We start from the raw sequence: 23,344 nt of genomic DNA on the forward strand, positions 1-23,344 counted from the left end.
CTTCACATTTCCGCATAATGACTTAGTTGCATTGATTTAATAAGTAAATCTTAATTTTAAAACATTTTCATTATCTTAAAGGCATTTAAGGCCACGCCAAAAAATTGACCAAGCATACATATAACGCTAAAATTGTTATATTGCGGTTAATCTTTCTCGCTAATTAAATAACGACAAATATAGCAATGTGATTTTTTATGCATCAAATGTAAATACATTGCTAAAATAGGGTTTGGAGCTAAATATGAGTTCTGTTGTAACGACTAAAAATGGTGTCTTAAGTTCAGCAAACGGCGAGATCACTCTCACGTTAAATGGACAATCCAAAAATATTCTTCCAGGGGAACAAATTCCTGCTGGTGCAGAACTCCAATTTGCGAGCGATTTAGCATTTGTTGTCACTTTTGATGACGGCACAGTGCTAAACGGTGATGAGCTTATTGCTGAACAAGTTGACGCTAGCGTCACTGATGATGCAGTGGCTCAATTTTCAACAGATATGAGCCCAGAAGAATTAGCTGAGATTGAAGCGCTACAAGCGTTAATTCTTTCGGGTGAAGACCCTACCGAAGAATTACCAGAGACCGCTGCGGGTGAAGCATCTGGTAACGAAGGTGGCAGCGACTTTGCTTCTCTTGCCCGTGATGGCGCCGAAACCATTGCCATTGCTGGTTTTGATACTTCTTTCGATGCTCCTGAAACATTAACAGCCAACCTGTCGTTAGGTGATGAAGGCGTTAACGCATTAAACAACAATAATTTCAATGTTGCTCAATTCACCGATAACTTTGTCAATGGTGTGTCATTTACAACCTCTTCTGGTTTATCGGGCTTTACGGGAGACTTCGGTGCTCCAGGCTCGTTTGCTTACTTGCCTGGTGATACCATCACCTTCATGGTGGGTGGTGTAACAATTGCGACCTTTAGTGCAGATGTAATTCAGGGCGACATTCTATTCTTACAAGATATTGCTGGCACGTTATTGTCTGATACCAACATGGATTATGTTGAGAACATGGCTATTTTTCTTCAAGCCTTGGACAATGATTTATCCGATGGCGTTGATGATGGTGTGTTAAATACCAACAGCTTAGTTAATATTGAAGATAGCTATGCCACCAATATCAATATTCTTCTTTCTGTCCATGAAGCCTTAGCAAACTACATCGACCCAACAACAGGCCAGCCTTTAAATATCGCGACTGCCGGTAAAGAAATGATTTCTCAAGTTTTGGCTGAACTTGGCATCATCTTTACCCGTGATACCGAACGCCAAGAAAACGAACAAAACCTATTTGAAACCATCGCAATGGAGCATGTTGCAGGTACTATTGATGAGCTTGCAGGTGACAGAGCACCTGATGAGCATGATGCTCGTACTGTTGATGTGCTCGATGTGCCAGGTGGCTTAGTAACCTATAACTACAACGAGCTAGATGGCCAAATAACTTTTTCTGTCAATGATTTACTTGAAGGTGCTGTTGGCCAACAAGTTGTCGACCAAAACTTACTCGTCACTAATGTTAGACTGAGCGCCGCTTTTGAAAATATCGGAACATTGCAGGATTTAGGTGATGGTAACTACGCCATTATCTTGAATGAAGGCATTGATCAATATGATCTTGAGGGACTCAGTATTGATTACCGCGTTGAAGATTGGACGGTATTTAAAGACGTTACCTCGTCTACGCAGGATCAGTACAAATCACACTTATCAGCTGATATTCCCGATGTATTAGAGGATGTAGGTTTTAACCAATTCACCTTAAACAGTGAATTGACCTTTGAAGATGATCAGGCCTTATCGATTACATTTACCAGTGAGCTATTAAGCGAACAGCTTGGTTATCCTATCGCTGAGTATGCTGATGATTATTTAGTCCCTCTGGAGTATTCCAATGATGGTGGCTTAACCTGGCAGACAATGACTGTAACAGGAATCGATACGAGTGGTGACTTAGCACGCCCTATCTTTGGGTTCACACTCGCAGCGGGTAGTGACAGTGTCATGATCCGCGTGCCGATTTTTGATGACGCAATAATCGAACCCACCGAGTATTTCAACGCCATTGTTAGTGGCGAGAATGTTTATGATGAAGAATTAGAATTTGCCATTATTGATAATGATGGAGAAGGCTCTGACTTACCTGTCGTCGATATTGATTACGCTGTAGTTGTTGAGGGCATGGAATTTGCCCTGTTCACATTAACGTTAAGTGAACCTAGCACTGAAACCATTACCTTGGATTATAGCTCTGAAGAGCTGACAGCATTGTTCGGTGAAGATTTTACTAACGTAAGTGGAACTGTCACTTTCCTTCCTGGTGAAACGACAGCCTATATTACAGTACCTATTACCGATGATTTAATTGTTGAAGATAGCCCTGAATTTGCATTAATAAATCTATCTAATGTGACTAATGCCGTGCTGGGTGATACCCAAGCCACCCTGCGTATTTATGATAACGATTCGCCTGATAATACCGCGATAATTTTAGATATCGATCCTGTTACTGGTGATAACGTATTAACGCCAGATGAATCTACAGGTACAGTGACAATTACTGGTACTGTTACAGCCGATGCATCGATCACAACGGGTATTATCATGCTGACCATTAATGGTCAGGAATACCAAGCCATTATGCAATCTGATGGCACCTTCTCTGTGGAAGTGGATGCCCAAGATTTATTAAACGATCCTGATACTGTTATTGACGGAATTGTATATGGCTATGGTGATAATGGCGCCAAAGGCACAGCAACATCAACCGAAGATTACGACATTCCAACTGAAGTGGTAAATGACAGTATCATTATCGCTGAAGACACTGTTGCAGAAGGGAATGTTCTTGATAATGATAGTGACACCGATGATGCATTAACTGTCGTTAGTTTTGAAGTTAATGGCCAAACCTACTCTGCTGGCGATTCTGTCACGCTAGATGAAGGTGTATTAACGCTTAATGAAGATGGTAGTTATACCTTTACTCCTAATACTGATTGGAATGGTCAGGTTCCAGTTATCACCTATACGACTAACACTAACGTCACCGCAACTCTAACCATTGAGGTTACGCCTGTTGCAGATGGTGCACCTGGCGTCATTATCAACACTGATGCCAATAATGACGGTATTATCAGTGAAGATGAATTAGCAGGTAACACAGAAGTTTCGGTCACGATAGATTTAACAACTACTGGTGCTCAACCTGGTGACACCTTGGTTGTTAATGGTCAAGAGATCATCTTAACTCAAGAAGATATTGATAATGGATCAGTAGATTTAACATTACCAGCACCGCAAGAAGGCGACACAATTGAAGTTGTGGCAACCGTTATCGACTCAGCTGGAAACATTAGCCCCGAAGGCTCTGATAGTGCAACCCTAGATACTACAGCTCCTGTTATTTCAGTTGTTGCACCAGATAACAGTAACGATTACACGCCACTTATTTCAGGCACTACGGATGCTGAACCTGGTAGCACTGTTACTTTGGTCGTTACAGACAGTGAAGGTAATGAGCAAATTTTAGAAGCCATTGTCAGTGAAGATGGTAGCTTTGAAGTTGAGGTCAATGATCCTTTAGCCGAAGGCGATTATACCGTTGTTGCTGAAGTCACAGATCCTGCTGGGAATACTGCAACAGACAATGATAATGGTTCTGTGGATACCACAGCTCCAACTATCACTGTTAGTGCACCCGATAGTAATCTTGATTCAACCCCTACAATTACCGGCACAACAGATGCTGCACCAGGCAGTACTGTGATCATTACAGTCGTCGATGCTGAAGGAAATGAGCAAACTCTCGAAGCTATAGTCAATCCTGATGGAAGTTATGAAGTTGATGTAGTTGAGCCATTAGTTGAAGGTGATTATACCGTCAATGCTGCTGTAACTGATCCTTCAGGTAATACAGCAACTGCAAATGATGAAGGTGCAATTGATACCGTAGCGCCAGAAATTACAGTTAACGCACCTGACAACTCATCTGATAGCACGCCAATTATCACTGGTACTACGGATGTAGAGCCAGGGACTACAGTGACAATTATAGTGACTGATAGTGAAGGTACCGAACAAATTATAGAAGCTGTTGTTTCTCCTGATGGAACCTATGAAGTTGAAGTACCAGAACCTTTAGCTGAGGGAGATTACACTGCTGTTGCTGGCGTATCTGATCCAGCAGGTAATGGCGCTATGGCTGAAGATACGGGTGACGTTGATACAACAGCACCAACCATCACAGTCGCAGCACCAGAAGGAACCGGTGATAATACCCCATTAATCATAGGCTCAACTGATGCAGCTCCTGGCAGCACTGTGACCCTTACCGTCACGGATAGTGAAGGTAATGAACAAACTCTAGAAGCTGAAGTAAACCCAGATGGTACATACCAAGTAGAAGTCCCTTCTCCACTTTCTGAAGGCGATTATACCGTTACAGCTTCTGTTACTGACGCGGCTGGTAATACAGCGACAGCAAATGATAATGGCGAAATTGATGCTGTAGCAGGTCAATTGACCGTCGATTTAGTTATCGATGGCGATAATAACGGTGACATCACTGGTACATCACAAGATATTCCAGCAGGTGGCACAGTCACTCTGGTTATTACCGATATTGCGGGTACTGCAATTACCATCACTGATGTGGCAGTAAACGCGGACGGTACTTACTCTGTCGATAATGTTGACCTATCTACACTTGTGGATGGCGATATCACAGTGGTCGCAACCGCGACTGATTCAAACGGTAACGATTTATCGGCCAATGACACTGAAAACCTTGATGCCCTTTCAAGTAACATCACCGTCGATTTAGTTATCGATGGCGATAATAACGGTGACATCACTGGTACTAGTCAGGATATTCCAGCGGGCGGCACAGTCACTCTGGTGATCACCGATATTGCGGGCACTGAAATTACCATCACCGATGTGGCAGTAAACGCAGATGGCACTTACTCTGTCGATAACGTCGACCTATCAACGCTTGTGGATGGCGACATCACAGTGGTGGCAACCGCAACCGACAGCAACGGCAATAACCTGTCTGCCAATGACACTGAAAACCTCGATGCTGTTGATGCACAATTGACCGTAGATTTAGTTATCGATGGCGATAATAACGGTGACATCACTGGTACTAGTCAGGATATTCCAGCAGGTGGCACGGTCACCTTGGTTATCACCGATATTGCCGGCACGGAAATCACCATTGAAAACGTGGTTGTTAATGCAGATGGCACTTACTCTGTTGATAATGTTGACCTATCAACGCTTGTGGATGGCGACATCACAGTTGTTGCAACTGCGACTGATTCAAACGGCAATGACCTGTCTGCCAACGACACTGAAAACCTTGATGCTGTTGATGCTGAGCTAACAGTAGACTTAGTGATTGATGCATCGAACCAAGGCGATATCACTGGTACTAGTCAGGATATTCCAGCTGGCGGCACAGTCACTCTGGTTATTACCGATATTGCGGGCACTGAAATTACCATCACCGATGTGACTGTTAATGCAGACGGCACTTACTCTGTCGATAATGTTGACCTATCTACACTTGTGGATGGCGACATCACAGTGGTGGCAACCGCGACTGATTCAAACGGGAATGACCTGTCTGCCAACGACACTGAAAACCTTGATGCTGTTGATGCTGAGCTAACAGTAGACTTAGTGATTGATGCATCGAACCAAGGTGATATCACTGGTAATAGCCAGGATATACCAGCGGGTGGCACGGTCACTCTGGTTATTACCGATATTGCGGGCACTGCAATTACCATCACAGATGTGGCAGTAAACGCGGACGGTACTTACTCTGTCGATAACGTTGACCTCTCTACACTTGTGGATGGCGACATCACAGTTGTTGCAACCGCAACTGACAGCAACGGTAACGACCTGTCTGCCAATGACATTGAAAACCTTGATGCTGTTGATGCTGAGCTAACAGTAGACTTAGTGATTGATGCATCGAACCAAGGCGATATCACTGGTACTAGTCAGGATATTCCAGCTGGCGGAACGGTCACTCTGGTTATTACCGATATTGCGGGCACTGAAATTACCATCACCGATGTGGCTGTTAATGCAGATGGCACTTACTCTGTTGATAACGTTGACCTATCAACGCTCGTGGATGGCGACATCACAGTTGTTGCAACTGCAACCGACAGCAACGGCAATGACCTGTCTGCCAATGACACTGAAAACCTCGATGCTGTTGATGCACAATTGACCGTAGATTTAGTTATCGATGGCGATAATAACGGTGACATCACTGGTACTAGTCAGGATATTCCAGCAGGTGGCACGGTCACTCTGGTTATCACCGATATTGCGGGCACTGAAATTACCATCACAGATGTAGCCGTTAATGCAGATGGCACTTACTCTGTTGATAATGTTGACCTATCAACGCTTGTGGATGGCGACATCACAGTGGTGGCAACTGCAACTGACAGCAACGGTAACGACCTGTCTGCCAATGACATTGAAAACCTTGATGCTGTTGATGCTGAGCTAACAGTAGACTTAGTGATTGATGCATCGAACCAAGGCGATATCACTGGTACTAGTCAGGATATTCCAGCTGGCGGAACGGTCACTCTGGTTATTACCGATATTGCGGGCACTGAAATTACCATCACCGATGTGGCTGTTAATGCAGATGGCACTTACTCTGTTGATAACGTTGACCTATCAACGCTTGTGGATGGCGACATCACAGTGGTGGCAACTGCAACTGACAGCAACGGTAACGACCTGTCTGCCAATGACATTGAAAACCTTGATGCTGTTGATGCTGAGCTAACAGTAGACTTAGTGATTGATGCATCGAACCAAGGCGATATCACTGGTACTAGTCAGGATATTCCAGCTGGCGGAACGGTCACTCTGGTTATTACCGATATTGCGGGCACTGAAATTACCATCACCGATGTGGCTGTTAATGCAGATGGCACTTACTCTGTTGATAACGTTGACCTATCAACGCTCGTGGATGGCGACATCACAGTTGTTGCAACTGCAACCGACAGCAACGGCAATGACCTGTCTGCCAATGACACTGAAAACCTCGATGCTGTTGATGCACAATTGACCGTAGATTTAGTTATCGATGGCGATAATAACGGTGACATCACTGGTACTAGTCAGGATATTCCAGCAGGTGGCACGGTCACCTTGGTGATCACCGATATTGCGGGCACAGCAATTACCATCACCGATGTGGCAGTCAATGCAGATGGCACTTACTCTGTCGATAATGTTGACCTATCAACACTTGTGGATGGCGACATCACAGTTGTTGCAACTGCAACCGACAGCAACGGCAATGACCTGTCTGCCAATGACACTGAAAACCTCGATGCTGTTGATGCACAATTGACCGTAGATTTAGTTATCGATGGCGATAATAACGGTGACATCACTGGTACTAGTCAGGATATTCCAGCAGGTGGCACGGTCACTCTGGTGATCACCGATATTGCGGGCACAGCAATTACCATCACCGATGTGGCAGTAAACGCAGACGGCACTTACTCTGTCGATAATGTTGACCTATCAACACTTGTGGATGGCGACATCACAGTGGTGGCAACCGCGACTGATTCAAACGGCAATGACCTGTCTGCCAATGACACTGAAAACCTTGATGCTGTTGATGCTGAGCTAACAGTAGACTTAGTGATTGATGCATCGAACCAAGGCGACATCACTGGTACATCACAAGATATTCCAGCTGGCGGCACAGTCACTCTGGTGATCACCGATATTGCGGGCACTGAAATTACCATCACCGATGTGGCTGTTAATGCAGATGGCACTTACTCTGTTGATAACGTTGACCTATCAACGCTCGTGGATGGCGACATCACAGTTGTTGCAACTGCAACCGACAGCAACGGCAATGACCTGTCTGCCAATGACACTGAAAACCTCGATGCTGTTGATGCTGAGCTAACAGTAGACTTAGTGATTGATGCATCGAACCAAGGCGACATCACTGGTACATCACAAGATATTCCAGCAGGTGGCACGGTCACCTTGGTTATCACCGATATTGCCGGCACGGAAATCACCATTGAAAACGTGGTTGTTGCAGCAGATGGCACTTACTCTGTCGATAACGTTGACCTATCTACACTTGTGGATGGCGACATCACAGTGGTGGCAACTGCAACTGATTCAAACGGCAATGACCTGTCAGCCAACGACACTGAAAACCTTGATGCTGTTGATGCTGAGCTAACAGTAGACTTAGTGGTTGATGCATCGAACCAAGGCGATATCACTGGTACTAGTCAGGATATTCCAGCTGGCGGCACGGTCACTCTGGTTATCACCGATATTGCGGGCACTGCAATTACCATCACAGATGTGGCAGTAAACGCGGACGGCACTTACTCTGTTGATAATGTTGACCTATCTACGCTTGTGGATGGCGACATCACAGTGGTTGCAACTGCAACTGACAGCAACGGTAACGATTTATCGGCCAACGACACTGAAAACCTCGATGCTGTTGATGCTGAGCTAACAGTAGACTTAGTGATTGATGCATCGAACCAAGGCGATATCACTGGTACTAGTCAGGATATTCCAGCTGGCGGAACGGTCACTCTGGTTATTACCGATATTGCGGGCACTGAAATTACCATCACCGATGTGGCTGTTAATGCAGATGGCACTTACTCTGTTGATAACGTTGACCTATCAACGCTCGTGGATGGCGACATCACAGTTGTTGCAACTGCAACCGACAGCAACGGCAATGACCTGTCTGCCAATGACACTGAAAACCTCGATGCTGTTGATGCTGAGCTAACAGTAGACTTAGTGATTGATGCATCGAACCAAGGTGATATCACTGGTACTAGCCAGGATATTCCAGCGGGTGGCACGGTCACTCTGGTTATCACCGATATTGCGGGCACAGCAATTACCATCACCGATGTGGCAGTAAACGCGGACGGTACTTACTCTGTTGATAATGTTGACCTCTCTACACTTGTGGATGGCGACATCACAGTGGTCGCAACCGCGACTGATTCAAACGGGAATGACCTGTCTGCCAACGACACTGAAAACCTTGATGCTGTTGATGCACAATTGACCGTCGATTTAGTGATTGATGCATCGAACCAAGGTGATATCACTGGTACTAGTCAGGATATTCCAGCAGGTGGCACGGTCACTCTGGTAATTACCGATATTGCGGGCACTGAAATTACCATCACCGATGTGGCTGTTAATGCAGACGGCACTTACTCTGTCGATAATGTTGACCTATCTACACTTGTGGATGGCGACATCACAGTTGTTGCAACTGCGACTGATTCAAACGGCAATGACCTGTCTGCCAATGACACTGAAAACCTCGATGCTGTTGATGCACAATTGACCGTAGATTTAGTTATCGATGGCGATAATAACGGTGACATCACTGGTACTAGTCAGGATATTCCAGCAGGTGGCACGGTCACCTTGGTGATCACCGATATTGCGGGCACAGCAATTACCATCACCGATGTGGCAGTAAACGCAGACGGCACTTACTCTGTCGATAATGTTGACCTATCAACACTTGTGGATGGCGACATCACAGTCGTGGCAACCGCGACTGATTCAAACGGCAATGACCTGTCTGCCAATGACACTGAAAACCTTGATGCTGTTGATGCTGAGCTAACAGTAGACTTAGTGATTGATGCATCGAACCAAGGCGACATCACTGGTACATCACAAGATATTCCAGCAGGTGGCACGGTCACTCTGGTTATCACCGATATTGCGGGCACTGAAATTACCATCACAGATGTAGCCGTTAATGCAGATGGCACTTACTCTGTCGATAATGTTGACCTATCAACACTTGTGGATGGCGACATCACAGTTGTTGCAACTGCAACCGACAGCAACGGCAATGACCTGTCTGCCAATGACACTGAAAACCTTGATGCTGTTGATGCACAATTGACCGTAGATTTAGTTATCGATGGCGATAATAACGGCGATATCACCGGTACATCACTAGATATACCAGCAGGTGGCACGGTCACCTTGGTGATCACCGATATTGCGGGCACAGCAATTACCATCACCGATGTGGCAGTAAACGCAGACGGCACTTACTCTGTCGATAATGTTGACCTATCAACACTTGTGGATGGCGACATCACAGTCGTGGCAACCGCGACTGATTCAAACGGCAATGACCTGTCTGCCAACGACACTGAAAACCTCGATGCTGTTGATGCACAATTGACCGTTGATTTAGTTATCGATGGCGATAATAACGGTGACATCACTGGTACTAGTCAGGATATTCCAGCAGGCGGCACGGTCACTCTGGTTATTACCGATATTGCGGGCACTGAAATTACCATCACCGATGTGGCTGTTAATGCAGATGGCACTTACTCTGTTGATAACGTCGACCTATCAACGCTTGTGGATGGCGACATCACAGTGGTGGCAACCGCAACTGACAGCAACGGTAACGACCTGTCTGCCAACGACACTGAAAACCTTGATGCTGTTGATGCTGAGCTAACAGTAGACTTAGTGATTGATGCATCGAACCAAGGTGACATCACTGGTACTAGTCAGGATATTCCAGCGGGTGGCACGGTCACTCTGGTTATTACCGATATTGCGGGCACAACAATTACCATCACCGATGTGGCTGTTAATGCAGATGGTACTTACTCTGTTGATAATGTTGACCTCTCTACACTTGTGGATGGCGACATCACAGTGGTCGCAACCGCGACTGATTCAAACGGGAATGACCTGTCTGCCAATGACACTGAAAACCTCGATGCTGTTGATGCTGAGCTAACAGTAGACTTAGTGATTGATGCATCGAACCAAGGCGATATCGCTGGTACATCACAAGATATTCCAGCTGGCGGCACGGTCACTCTGGTGATCACCGATATTGCTGGCACAACAATTACCATCACCGATGTGGCTGTTAATGCAGATGGCACTTACTCTGTTGATAACGTTGACCTATCTACACTTGTGGATGGCGACATCACAGTGGTCGCAACCGCGACTGATTCAAACGGGAATGACCTGTCTGCCAATGACACTGAAAACCTTGATGCTGTTGATGCTGAGCTAACAGTAGACTTAGTGATTGATGCATCGAACCAAGGTGATATCACTGGTACTAGCCAGGATATTCCAGCAGGCGGCACAGTCACCTTAGTTATCACTGATATTGCCGGCACAGAAATCACCATTGAAAACGTGGCTGTTGCAGCTGATGGCACTTACTCAGTTGATGATGTGGACCTCTCTACACTTGTGGATGGCGACATCACAGTTGTTGCAACTGCAACCGACAGCAACGGTAACGACCTGTCTGCCAACGACACTGAAAACCTTGATGCCCTTTCAAGCAACATCACCGTCGATTTAGTCATCGATGGCGATAATAACGGCGATATCACCGGTACATCACTAGATATACCAGCAGGTGGCACAGTCACTCTGGTTATTACCGATATTGCGGGCACTGCAATTACCATCACAGATGTGGCAGTAAACGCGGACGGCACTTACTCTGTTGATAATGTTGACCTATCTACGCTTGTGGATGGCGACATCACAGTGGTGGCAACTGCAACTGACAGCAACGGTAACGATTTATCGGCCAACGACACTGAAAACCTCGATGCTGTTGATGCACAATTGACCGTTGATTTAGTCATCGATGGCGATAATAACGGTGACATCTCTGGTACTAGTCAGGATATTCCAGCAGGCGGCACAGTCACCTTAGTTATCACTGATATTGCCGGCACAGAAATCACCATTGAAAACGTGGCTGTTGCAGCTGATGGCACTTACTCAGTTGATGATGTGGACCTCTCTACACTTGTGGATGGCGACATCACAGTTGTTGCAACTGCAACCGACAGCAACGGTAACGACCTGTCAGCCAACGACACTGAAAACCTTGATGCTGTTGATGCTGAGCTAACAGTAGACTTAGTGATTGATGCATCGAACCAAGGTGACATCACTGGTACTAGTCAGGATATTCCAGCGGGTGGCACGGTCACTCTGGTTATTACCGATATTGCGGGCACTGAAATTACCATCACCGATGTGGCTGTTAATGCAGATGGCACTTACTCTGTCGATAATGTTGACCTATCTACACTTGTGGATGGCGACATCACAGTTGTTGCAACAGCAACCGACAGCAACGGCAATGACCTGTCTGCCAACGACACTGAAAACCTTGATGCTGTTGATGCTGAGCTAACAGTAGACTTAGTGATTGATGCATCGAACCAAGGTGATATCACTGGTACATCACAAGATATTCCAGCAGGTGGCACGGTCACTCTGGTGATCACCGATATTGCGGGCACTACAATTACCATCACCGATGTGGCAGTAAACGCGGACGGTACTTACTCTGTCGATAACGTCGACCTATCAACCTTGGTTGATGGCGACATCACAGTTGTTGCAACTGCAACCGACAGCAACGGTAACGACCTGTCAGCCAACGACACTGAAAACCTTGATGCTGTTGATGCTGAGCTAACAGTAGACTTAGTGATTGATGCATCGAACCAAGGTGACATCACTGGTACTAGTCAGGATATTCCAGCGGGTGGCACGGTCACTCTGGTTATTACCGATATTGCGGGCACTGAAATTACCATCACCGATGTGGCTGTTAATGCAGATGGCACTTACTCTGTCGATAATGTTGACCTATCTACACTTGTGGATGGCGACATCACAGTTGTTGCAACAGCAACCGACAGCAACGGCAATGACCTGTCTGCCAACGACACTGAAAACCTTGATGCTGTTGATGCTGAGCTAACAGTAGACTTAGTGATTGATGCATCGAACCAAGGTGATATCACTGGTACTAGCCAGGATATTCCAGCAGGTGGCACGGTCACTCTGGTGATCACCGATATTGCGGGCACTACAATTACCATCACCGATGTGGCAGTAAACGCGGACGGTACTTACTCTGTCGATAACGTCGACCTATCAACCTTGGTTGATGGCGACATCACAGTTGTTGCAACTGCAACCGACAGCAACGGTAACGACCTGTCTGCCAACGACACTGAAAACCTTGATGCTGTTGATGCTGAGCTAACAGTAGACTTAGTGATTGATGCATCGAACCAAGGTGATATCACTGGTACATCACAAGATATTCCAGCGGGTGGCACGGTCACTCTGGTTATTACCGATATTGCGGGCACAACAATTACCATCACCGATGTGGCTGTTAATGCAGATGGCACTTACTCTGTCGATAATGTTGACCTATCTACACTTGTGGATGGCGACATCACAGTTGTTGCAACTGCAACCGACAGCAACGGTAACGATTTATCGGCTAACGACACTGAAAACCTCGATGCTGTTGATGCTCAATTGACAGTCGATTTAGTCATCGATGGCGATAATAGCGGTGACATCACTGGTACATCACAAGATATTCCAGCTGGCGGCACGGTCACTCTGGTTATCACCGATATTGCGGGCACAGCAATTACCATCACCGATGTGGCAGTAAACGCGGACGGCACTTACTCTGTTGATAATGTTGACCTCTCTACACTTGTGGATGGCGACATCACAGTGGTCGCAACCGCGACTGATTCAAACGGGAATGACCTGTCTGCCAACGACACTGAAAACCTTGATGCTGTTGATGCACAATTGACCGTCGATTTAGTGATTGATGCATCGAACCAAGGTGATATCACTGGTACTAGTCAGGATATTCCAGCAGGTGGCACGGTCACTCTGGTAATTACCGATATTGCGGGCACTGAAATTACCATCACCGATGTGGCTGTTAATGCAGACGGCACTTACTCTGTCGATAATGTTGACCTATCTACACTTGTGGATGGCGACATCACAGTGGTGGCAACCGCGACTGATTCAAACGGGAATGACCTGTCTGCCAACGACACTGAAAACCTTGATGCTGTTGATGCTGAGCTAACAGTAGACTTAGTGATTGATGCATCGAACCAAGGCGACATCACTGGTACATCACAAGATATACCAGCAGGTGGCACGGTCACCTTGGTGATCACCGATATTGCGGGCACAGCAATTACCATCACCGATGTGGCAGTAAACGCAGACGGCACTTACTCTGTCGATAATGTTGACCTATCAACACTTGTGGATGGCGACATCACAGTCGTGGCAACCGCGACTGATTCAAACGGCAATGACCTGTCTGCCAATGACACTGAAAACCTTGATGCTGTTGATGCTGAGCTAACAGTAGACTTAGTGATTGATGCATCGAACCAAGGCGACATCACTGGTACATCACAAGATATTCCAGCAGGTGGCACGGTCACTCTGGTTATCACCGATATTGCGGGCACTGAAATTACCATCACAGATGTAGCCGTTAATGCAGATGGCACTTACTCTGTCGATAATGTTGACCTATCAACACTTGTGGATGGCGACATCACAGTTGTTGCAACTGCAACCGACAGCAACGGCAATGACCTGTCTGCCAATGACACTGAAAACCTTGATGCTGTTGATGCACAATTGACCGTAGATTTAGTTATCGATGGCGATAATAACGGCGATATCACCGGTACATCACTAGATATACCAGCAGGTGGCACGGTCACCTTGGTGATCACCGATATTGCGGGCACAGCAATTACCATCACCGATGTGGCAGTAAACGCAGACGGCACTTACTCTGTCGATAATGTTGACCTATCAACACTTGTGGATGGCGACATCACAGTCGTGGCAACCGCGACTGATTCAAACGGCAATGACCTGTCTGCCAACGACACTGAAAACCTCGATGCTGTTGATGCACAATTGACCGTTGATTTAGTTATCGATGGCGATAATAACGGTGACATCACTGGTACTAGTCAGGATATTCCAGCAGGCGGCACGGTCACTCTGGTTATTACCGATATTGCGGGCACTGAAATTACCATCACCGATGTGGCTGTTAATGCAGATGGCACTTACTCTGTTGATAACGTCGACCTATCAACGCTTGTGGATGGCGACATCACAGTGGTGGCAACCGCAACTGACAGCAACGGTAACGACCTGTCTGCCAATGACACTGAAAACCTCGATGCTGTTGATGCACAATTGACCGTAGATTTAGTTATCGATGGCGATAATAACGGTGATATCACCGGTACATCACTAGATATACCAGCAGGCGGCACGGTCACTCTGGTGATCACCGATATTGCGGGCACTGAAATTACCATCACCGATGTGGCAGTAAACGCGGACGGTACTTACTCTGTCGATAACGTCGACCTATCAACCTTGGTTGATGGCGACATCACAGTTGTTGCAACTGCAACCGACAGCAACGGTAACGACCTGTCAGCCAACGACACTGAAAACCTTGATGCTGTTGATGCTGAGCTAACAGTAGACTTAGTGATTGATGCATCGAACCAAGGTGACATCACTGGTACTAGTCAGGATATTCCAGCGGGTGGCACGGTCACTCTGGTTATTACCGATATTGCGGGCACTGAAATTACCATCACCGATGTGGCTGTTAATGCAGATGGCACTTACTCTGTCGATAATGTTGACCTATCTACACTTGTGGATGGCGACATCACAGTTGTTGCAACAGCAACCGACAGCAACGGCAATGACCTGTCTGCCAACGACACTGAAAACCTTGATGCTGTTGATGCTGAGCTAACAGTAGACTTAGTGATTGATGCATCGAACCAAGGTGATATCACTGGTACTAGCCAGGATATTCCAGCAGGTGGCACGGTCACTCTGGTGATCACCGATATTGCGGGCACTACAATTACCATCACCGATGTGGCAGTAAACGCGGACGGTACTTACTCTGTCGATAACGTCGACCTATCAACCTTGGTTGATGGCGACATCACAGTTGTTGCAACTGCAACCGACAGCAACGGTAACGACCTGTCTGCCAACGACACTGAAAACCTTGATGCTGTTGATGCTGAGCTAACAGTAGACTTAGTGATTGATGCATCGAACCAAGGTGATATCACTGGTACATCACAAGATATTCCAGCAGGTGGCACGGTCACTCTGGTGATCACCGATATTGCGGGCACTACAATTACCATCACCGATGTGGCAGTAAACGCGGACGGTACTTACTCTGTCGATAACGTCGACCTATCAACCTTGGTTGATGGCGACATCACAGTTGTTGCAACTGCAACCGACAGCAACGGTAACGACCTGTCAGCCAACGACACTGAAAACCTTGATGCTGTTGATGCTGAGCTAACAGTAGACTTAGTGATTGATGCATCGAACCAAGGTGACATCACTGGTACTAGTCAGGATATTCCAGCGGGTGGCACGGTCACTCTGGTTATTACCGATATTGCGGGCACTGAAATTACCATCACCGATGTGGCTGTTAATGCAGATGGCACTTACTCTGTCGATAATGTTGACCTATCTACACTTGTGGATGGCGACATCACAGTTGTTGCAACAGCAACCGACAGCAACGGCAATGACCTGTCTGCCAACGACACTGAAAACCTTGATGCTGTTGATGCTGAGCTAACAGTAGACTTAGTGATTGATGCATCGAACCAAGGTGATATCACTGGTACTAGCCAGGATATTCCAGCAGGTGGCACGGTCACTCTGGTGATCACCGATATTGCGGGCACTACAATTACCATCACCGATGTGGCAGTAAACGCGGACGGTACTTACTCTGTCGATAACGTCGACCTATCAACCTTGGTTGATGGCGACATCACAGTTGTTGCAACTGCAACCGACAGCAACGGTAACGACCTGTCTGCCAACGACACTGAAAACCTTGATGCTGTTGATGCTGAGCTAACAGTAGACTTAGTGATTGATGCATCGAACCAAGGTGATATCACTGGTACATCACAAGATATTCCAGCAGGTGGCACGGTCACTCTGGTGATCACCGATATTGCTGGCACAACAATTACCATCACCGATGTGGCAGTAAACGCGGACGGTACTTACTCTGTCGATAACGTCGACCTATCTACGCTTGTGGATGGCGACATCACAGTGGTGGCAACTGCAACTGACAGCAACGGTAACGATTTATCGGCCAACGACACTGAAAACCTCGATGCTGTTGATGCACAATTGACCGTTGATTTAGTCATCGATGGCGATAATAACGGTGACATCTCTGGTACTAGTCAGGATATTCCAGCAGGCGGCACAGTCACCTTAGTTATCACTGATATTGCCGGCACAGAAATCACCATTGAAAACGTGGCTGTTGGAGCTGATGGCACTTACTCTGTTGATAATGTTGACCTATCTACACTTGTGGATGGCGACATCACTGTTGTTGCAACCGCGACTGATTCAAACGGCAATGACCTGTCTGCCAACGACACTGAAAACCTCGATGCTGTTGATGCACAATTGACCGTTGATTTAGTTATCGATGGCGATAATAACGGTGACATCACTGGTACTAGTCAGGATATTCCAGCAGGCGGCACGGTCACTCTGGTTATTACCGATATTGCGGGCACTGAAATTACCATCACCGATGTGGCTGTTAATGCAGATGGCACTTACTCTGTTGATAACGTCGACCTATCAACGCTTGTGGATGGCGACATCACAGTGGTGGCAACCGCAACTGACAGCAACGGTAACGACCTGTCTGCCAATGACACTGAAAACCTCGATGCTGTTGATGCACAATTGACCGTTGATTTAGTCATCGATGGCGATAATAACGGTGACATCTCTGGTACTAGTCAGGATATTCCAGCAGGCGGCACAGTCACCTTAGTTATCACTGATATTGCCGGCACAGAAATCACCATTGAAAACGTGGCTGTTGGAGCTGATGGCACTTACTCTGTTGATAATGTTGACCTATCTACACTTGTGGATGGCGACATCACTGTTGTTGCAACCGCGACTGATTCAAACGGCAATGACCTGTCTGCCAATGACACTGAAAACCTTGATGCTGTTGATGCTGAGCTAACAGTAGACTTAGTGATTGATGCATCGAACCAAGGTGACATCACTGGTACTAGTCAGGATATTCCAGCGGGTGGCACGGTCACCTTGGTTATCACCGATATTGCCGGCACGGAAATCACCATTGAAAACGTGGCTGTTGCAGCAGATGGCACTTACTCTGTCGATAACGTTGACCTATCAACGCTCGTGGATGGCGACATCAGAGTTGTGGCAACCGCGACTGACAGCAACGGCAACGACCTGTCTGCCAACGACACTGAAAAATTAGATGCAACGGCACCTACGCTTGATATTACAGTTGCAGATTCAACACTTGATTTTGGAGAAGCAACACTAGTTACGTTTACGTTTAGCGAAGCTATCACAAATTTCAATTTAGCTGACGATATTATTGTTTCAGGCGGCACTCTAACCGGCCTAATAAGTATTGATGGCGGTGAAACATGGACAGCAACATTTACACCAACAGATGGTTATTCGGGGCCTGCGAGTATCACAGTCAATGATGATACTTATACTGACTTAGCAGGCAATTTAGGTAGTGGTGATAGTGAAAATCTAACAGTTGCAGATAATAGCGTCGATGCCGTCGATGATTTAGCAGGCTCAATCTTCACTACAACAGCTGACTCAGCCAATAACTGGGTTAGCCCAACTAACGGTGATGGAGAAGCAGACTTTGTTATTAGTGCTAGAAATGCAGATGGATCTATTGGCACAGTATCAAGTGGGGAAAATAATCTTTTAGGTGTAGCCGGTTCACCAAGAGCAAGTGGGCAAATTGCTAGCCAAATAGAATATGACTCAGCAACTGGTACCTCAGAAGCCATTGTTATTGACTTCAATGGCCTTGTAAATGAGGCCACGTTCAGTGTTTCACACATGTATGCTAATGAGAATAGCGGTGAGCAAGGCACTTGGTACGCTTACTACAACGGCCAACTTGTTGCTTCTGAAACCTTTACAACCGCCACAGGTACAACTGGCACCTTTACAATCAACACTGGCAATCAAGTATTTGATCAGTTGGTATTTGAAGCAGCCCCAACCATCAGTGAAGCTAGTGGTGGAGTCGCTTTAGAAGACTCATCAGATTACTACCTAGACTCTGTCACTGTTACAGGTCCAGCCTTGGTTGATGCATATGTTGTTCAAGAGGATTCTACTCTAGAAATAACCGATATTGCTGAAGGTTTATTTGCCAATGATACTGATGCGCAAAATCATGATTTTGATATTACTCATATCAATGGCTCAACCTATACTTACGGACAACTAGTCACTCTTGCTAGCGGTGCAACTATCATTATTAATGATGATGGCACATATACTTATGATGTGAACGGCGCATTTGACAACTTAACTGCTGGTGAGCTGGATACTGATACGTTCACGTATACCCTGACAGACGAATATGGCGCAGTGGATACTGCAACTGTCACGATTAATATTGTGGGTGTGAATTTGGCTCCTGAGCCAAGTGCAGATCAATTAACTGTTGTTGAAGGTGAATCTATTGTATTTGATGCTTTAGACCTCATTACTAACGATAGCGACCCAGAAAATGAAAGCCTAACTGTAACTCGTTTTGCTCCTAGCAACTCCGATACTAATAGTATCGATGCGACACAAGCAGGCCAAAGCTTTACCACAACACTTGGTGGTACGATCACAATTAATAATGATGGGAGTTACAGCTACACTGCCCCATTAAGTTTGGACCATTCAAGTAACGACACCTTAGTCGATAGTTTTTATTATCAGGTTAATGACGGTACAAGCAACTCTACTTGGACCCAAGTGTTAATTGATGTAAACGATACTGCACCAATAGCTGAAGATGATACTGATAATGTCGGTTTTGGAGGTTTAGCATTCGGTGATGTTATTACTGGTGTTGGAACTGATGGTTCAGGAGTGGACTCTATAGCAGCTGACACAACACAACTCACCAGTGTCACATTTGATAACGTCACCTACGACAGTTTTGATGCTGACGGCAACCTAACGATTACCACTGACAAAGGTATTTTGACTATCAATCAAGATGGTAGTTATCAATATCAATCAACCCAAACAGATACAACGATTAATACTCATACCTACAGTGATTTAGTTAGTAACAATGATGTATCACTTTACGGGTTTGCAAGTGGTGTAAGCTTTGACTTAAACAACCTTGGAACTCCAGGGGCAAATGTAGGTAATAATGGAAACAACAGAATTGGCGTTGGGAATTCTAGCGACGCGAATATAAGAAACGGTGAGCAATTAGTTATAGATCTAGGCACTGAAGCACCATTTAACGACCTTGAAGTTGCTCTACGAAATGTAGCTGGTTCAGAAGAAGTAAACTGGGCTGTTTATGATGAAAATGGCGTTCTTGTTGATTCAGGGACTGGAACATCAAATAGTCTTGATATTTCAACTTCATTACCGTTCCAATATCTTGTGATTACAGCTCCAAGTGGCAGTAACTTTAGCTTAAATTCTATTACTGCTTCTGCGATTGGTAATGGTATTGTTGGTGCTGAAGAGTTTAGCTATGAGCTTACGGATAGCGACGGTGATACTACCAATGCAATTCTAACTATTGACCAAGACTCTACACCAATTGCTACTAACAATGCTTTCAGTGTTTCTGAATCTGGTTTAGTTGGCGGTACTCAAGAATCCAGTGATAGCCATATTTCCATAGGGAATATTCTTGATAATGATTCCGGTATTAGTAGTACAACGGTTATTACTGAGCTAGGTGGAGTGACCCCTGTTAATGGTGTCATCACCATAACAACAGCTAACGGTATTTTGACTGTTTACACAGATGATAGTAATGGATTCAGAACTGGTGATTATCAATATGAGCTCACAACTACAAATTCAACCAGTGAGTCGGTATTAGAAAATTACAGTTATACCATTGAAAATGGAGTTGGAGCGACGAGTAGCGCAAATCTCGAAATCACTATCATCGATGATGCTCCAGTCGTTGAAGACATTACTCAAAACCTACAAACCAATGCCGAAACATTAAGCACTAACCTAACCTTCATTCTGGATGTATCAGGCAGTATGAACAACAGTGCTGGTAATGGTAAAACATATTTAGAAACAGCAATTGAATCACTGACAGCATTGATTAATGAAGTCGACGCTTCAGGTAATGTAAACATTCAAATCGTCACATATTCAGGTTCAGCAACAAACTCAAGCTGGATTATAGATGATATCGATGCTGCAATTGCCTATTTAAATAGCTTACAAGCTGGCGGTGGAACTAACTATGAAGCCGCACTACAAAATGTCATCAGTAGCGGCACAATACCCGATGCAGATAATAGCTTTGTTTATTTCATCTCTGATGGCGTTCCTTCATCAGGTAACGAAGTTGATGCCACTTTACAAGGTCAATGGCAGACGTATTTAGATAGCAACTACGATATCTCATTTGGGATAGGGATTGGTAATGCAAGCTTAGACGCCATCTTGCCTATTTCATACCCTGAAGCTGACGATGGCAGTGAAGAATACGCAATTATTGTTAATAATGCCGATGACCTCACTAACACTATTTTAGATTTCTTTGATTCAAATACTGTTGTAGGTAATTTGGGCATTATCAGTAATTCAGCTTCAGGTGTTCTTGTTGGTGCTGATGGCGGTAATGTAGCCTCTGTTGTTATTGATGGCGTGACATACACTTACGATGCTCTAAACCCAACTCAGGTTATTACTACCAACCTGGGAGCTACATTTAACATCAACTTTGAGACAGGTGAATACGAATACCTGTTAGATGCCTCAGCGAATGTGCTCAATGAGCAAGAATCAATTGATGTCACTATTGTTGATAATGATGGCGACTCAGCTTCTTTAGTTCTGCAAATTAATCTTGATTATTACGCGTCATTAGATGCAAACGTAAACAATGTCATAACTAATCAAGCTCAAGGTGATTTAACAATTTCAACTGAGTATCTGACCCATGGCGATGCATTACCTGACAATGGTTCATTAAGTTCTGTCACTAGTGGCAGCGCTGGTAATACTGCCCTTGCAAATGACATTGTAACCGTTACCAATGCAAATGATGGTGACAGCTTTGAATACACGTTATCAGCAAACGGCACCACAGATACTGCTGAAGTAACCATTGATTATCAGAATTCTGATGTCTTAATTGGCACACATGAAAATGATATTATTATCGCAAGTTCAACAGCGAGTAATACAGCTACAGCAACTGATATAAAAGCTACTGTAAAATCAGGGAATACTTATAACGCTTCTAACCAATTCGGTTTTGAAGCCGCATTGCTAGCAGCAGGTATATCTATCACCCGAATAGACATAAACCTTAGAGCAGGCGGAGATACTGATGCAATTGTAGATGTGAGTCAATCCAGCCTAGTGAAAGGCTCTGATTCTGTTGGTATTGATGACTCTGATGCAAATATTTTTGCCAACATGACCGCTGATAACGGCATCTTAACTGCAGTATTTAGTGCGGGAGATTTCACTAATGGCGACGAATTCTGGTTCGCATTTGATACGGACTTTTTAGGTGGAGATACAGGTGGTGACCTAGTAGGAGCCACATTCACAATTACCCTTAGTGATGGAACCGTCCAAACTGGCACTTATATATCTGACGGTGCCAATGGCGCTACGGGTAATATCTACTTTGCTGATGCAATACTTGATGGCGGTGCTGGCGATGATGTGCTCATTGGCGGCGATGGAAACGAAATACTCATTGGCGGATTAGGCGATGATCTTTTAAGTGGTGGATTGGGTGATGACGTCTTAACTGGTGGTGAAGGCAGTAACACTTTTGTGTGGAACGCCAATGAAATAGGTACTGATACCATCACTGACTTTGATACCAGTAAAGACAGTTTAGACTTAAGAGACTTATTAGTTAATGAGGACCTTTCAAGTTTAGACAGCATGCTTAACTTTAGCAGTGACGGGACCAATACAACCATTGATATCGATGCAGATAACAATGGCGTATTCGAGCAACACATTGTACTAGATGGCGTTGATTTAACAGACGTGTATAGCAGTACTGATGACGGCGAAATCATTAACGGACTGCTAGATGACGGCGCTTTAATCGTCGATACATCAGATAACGCACCCGCACAAAATGCTGCAGCAATCGATCCATTGGAAAATAACCTGGATGGTAATATTATTCCTTAAATACAACAATTTGTTGACGCTACGTAGTAATATGTTAGCGTCTGCACATTGTGCTTAACAAAACTATAATTA

1 protein-coding gene is annotated in these 23,344 nt (G+C 45.3%); it reads left to right on the forward strand.

All coding sequences use genetic code 11. The features are described from left to right. Positions 1–244 precede the first annotated feature (244 nt). On the forward strand, positions 245–23,272 hold the full coding sequence (locus ACGEDC_RS06315; protein ID WP_394497178.1) for an Ig-like domain-containing protein: 23,028 nt from the start codon (positions 245–247) through the stop codon (positions 23,270–23,272). The last annotated feature ends 72 nt before the right edge of the window (positions 23,273–23,344 follow it).

Source organism: Shewanella sp. ENK2 (assembly GCF_043568515.1).
GTDB classification, from domain to species: Bacteria; Pseudomonadota; Gammaproteobacteria; order Enterobacterales; family Shewanellaceae; genus Shewanella; species Shewanella japonica.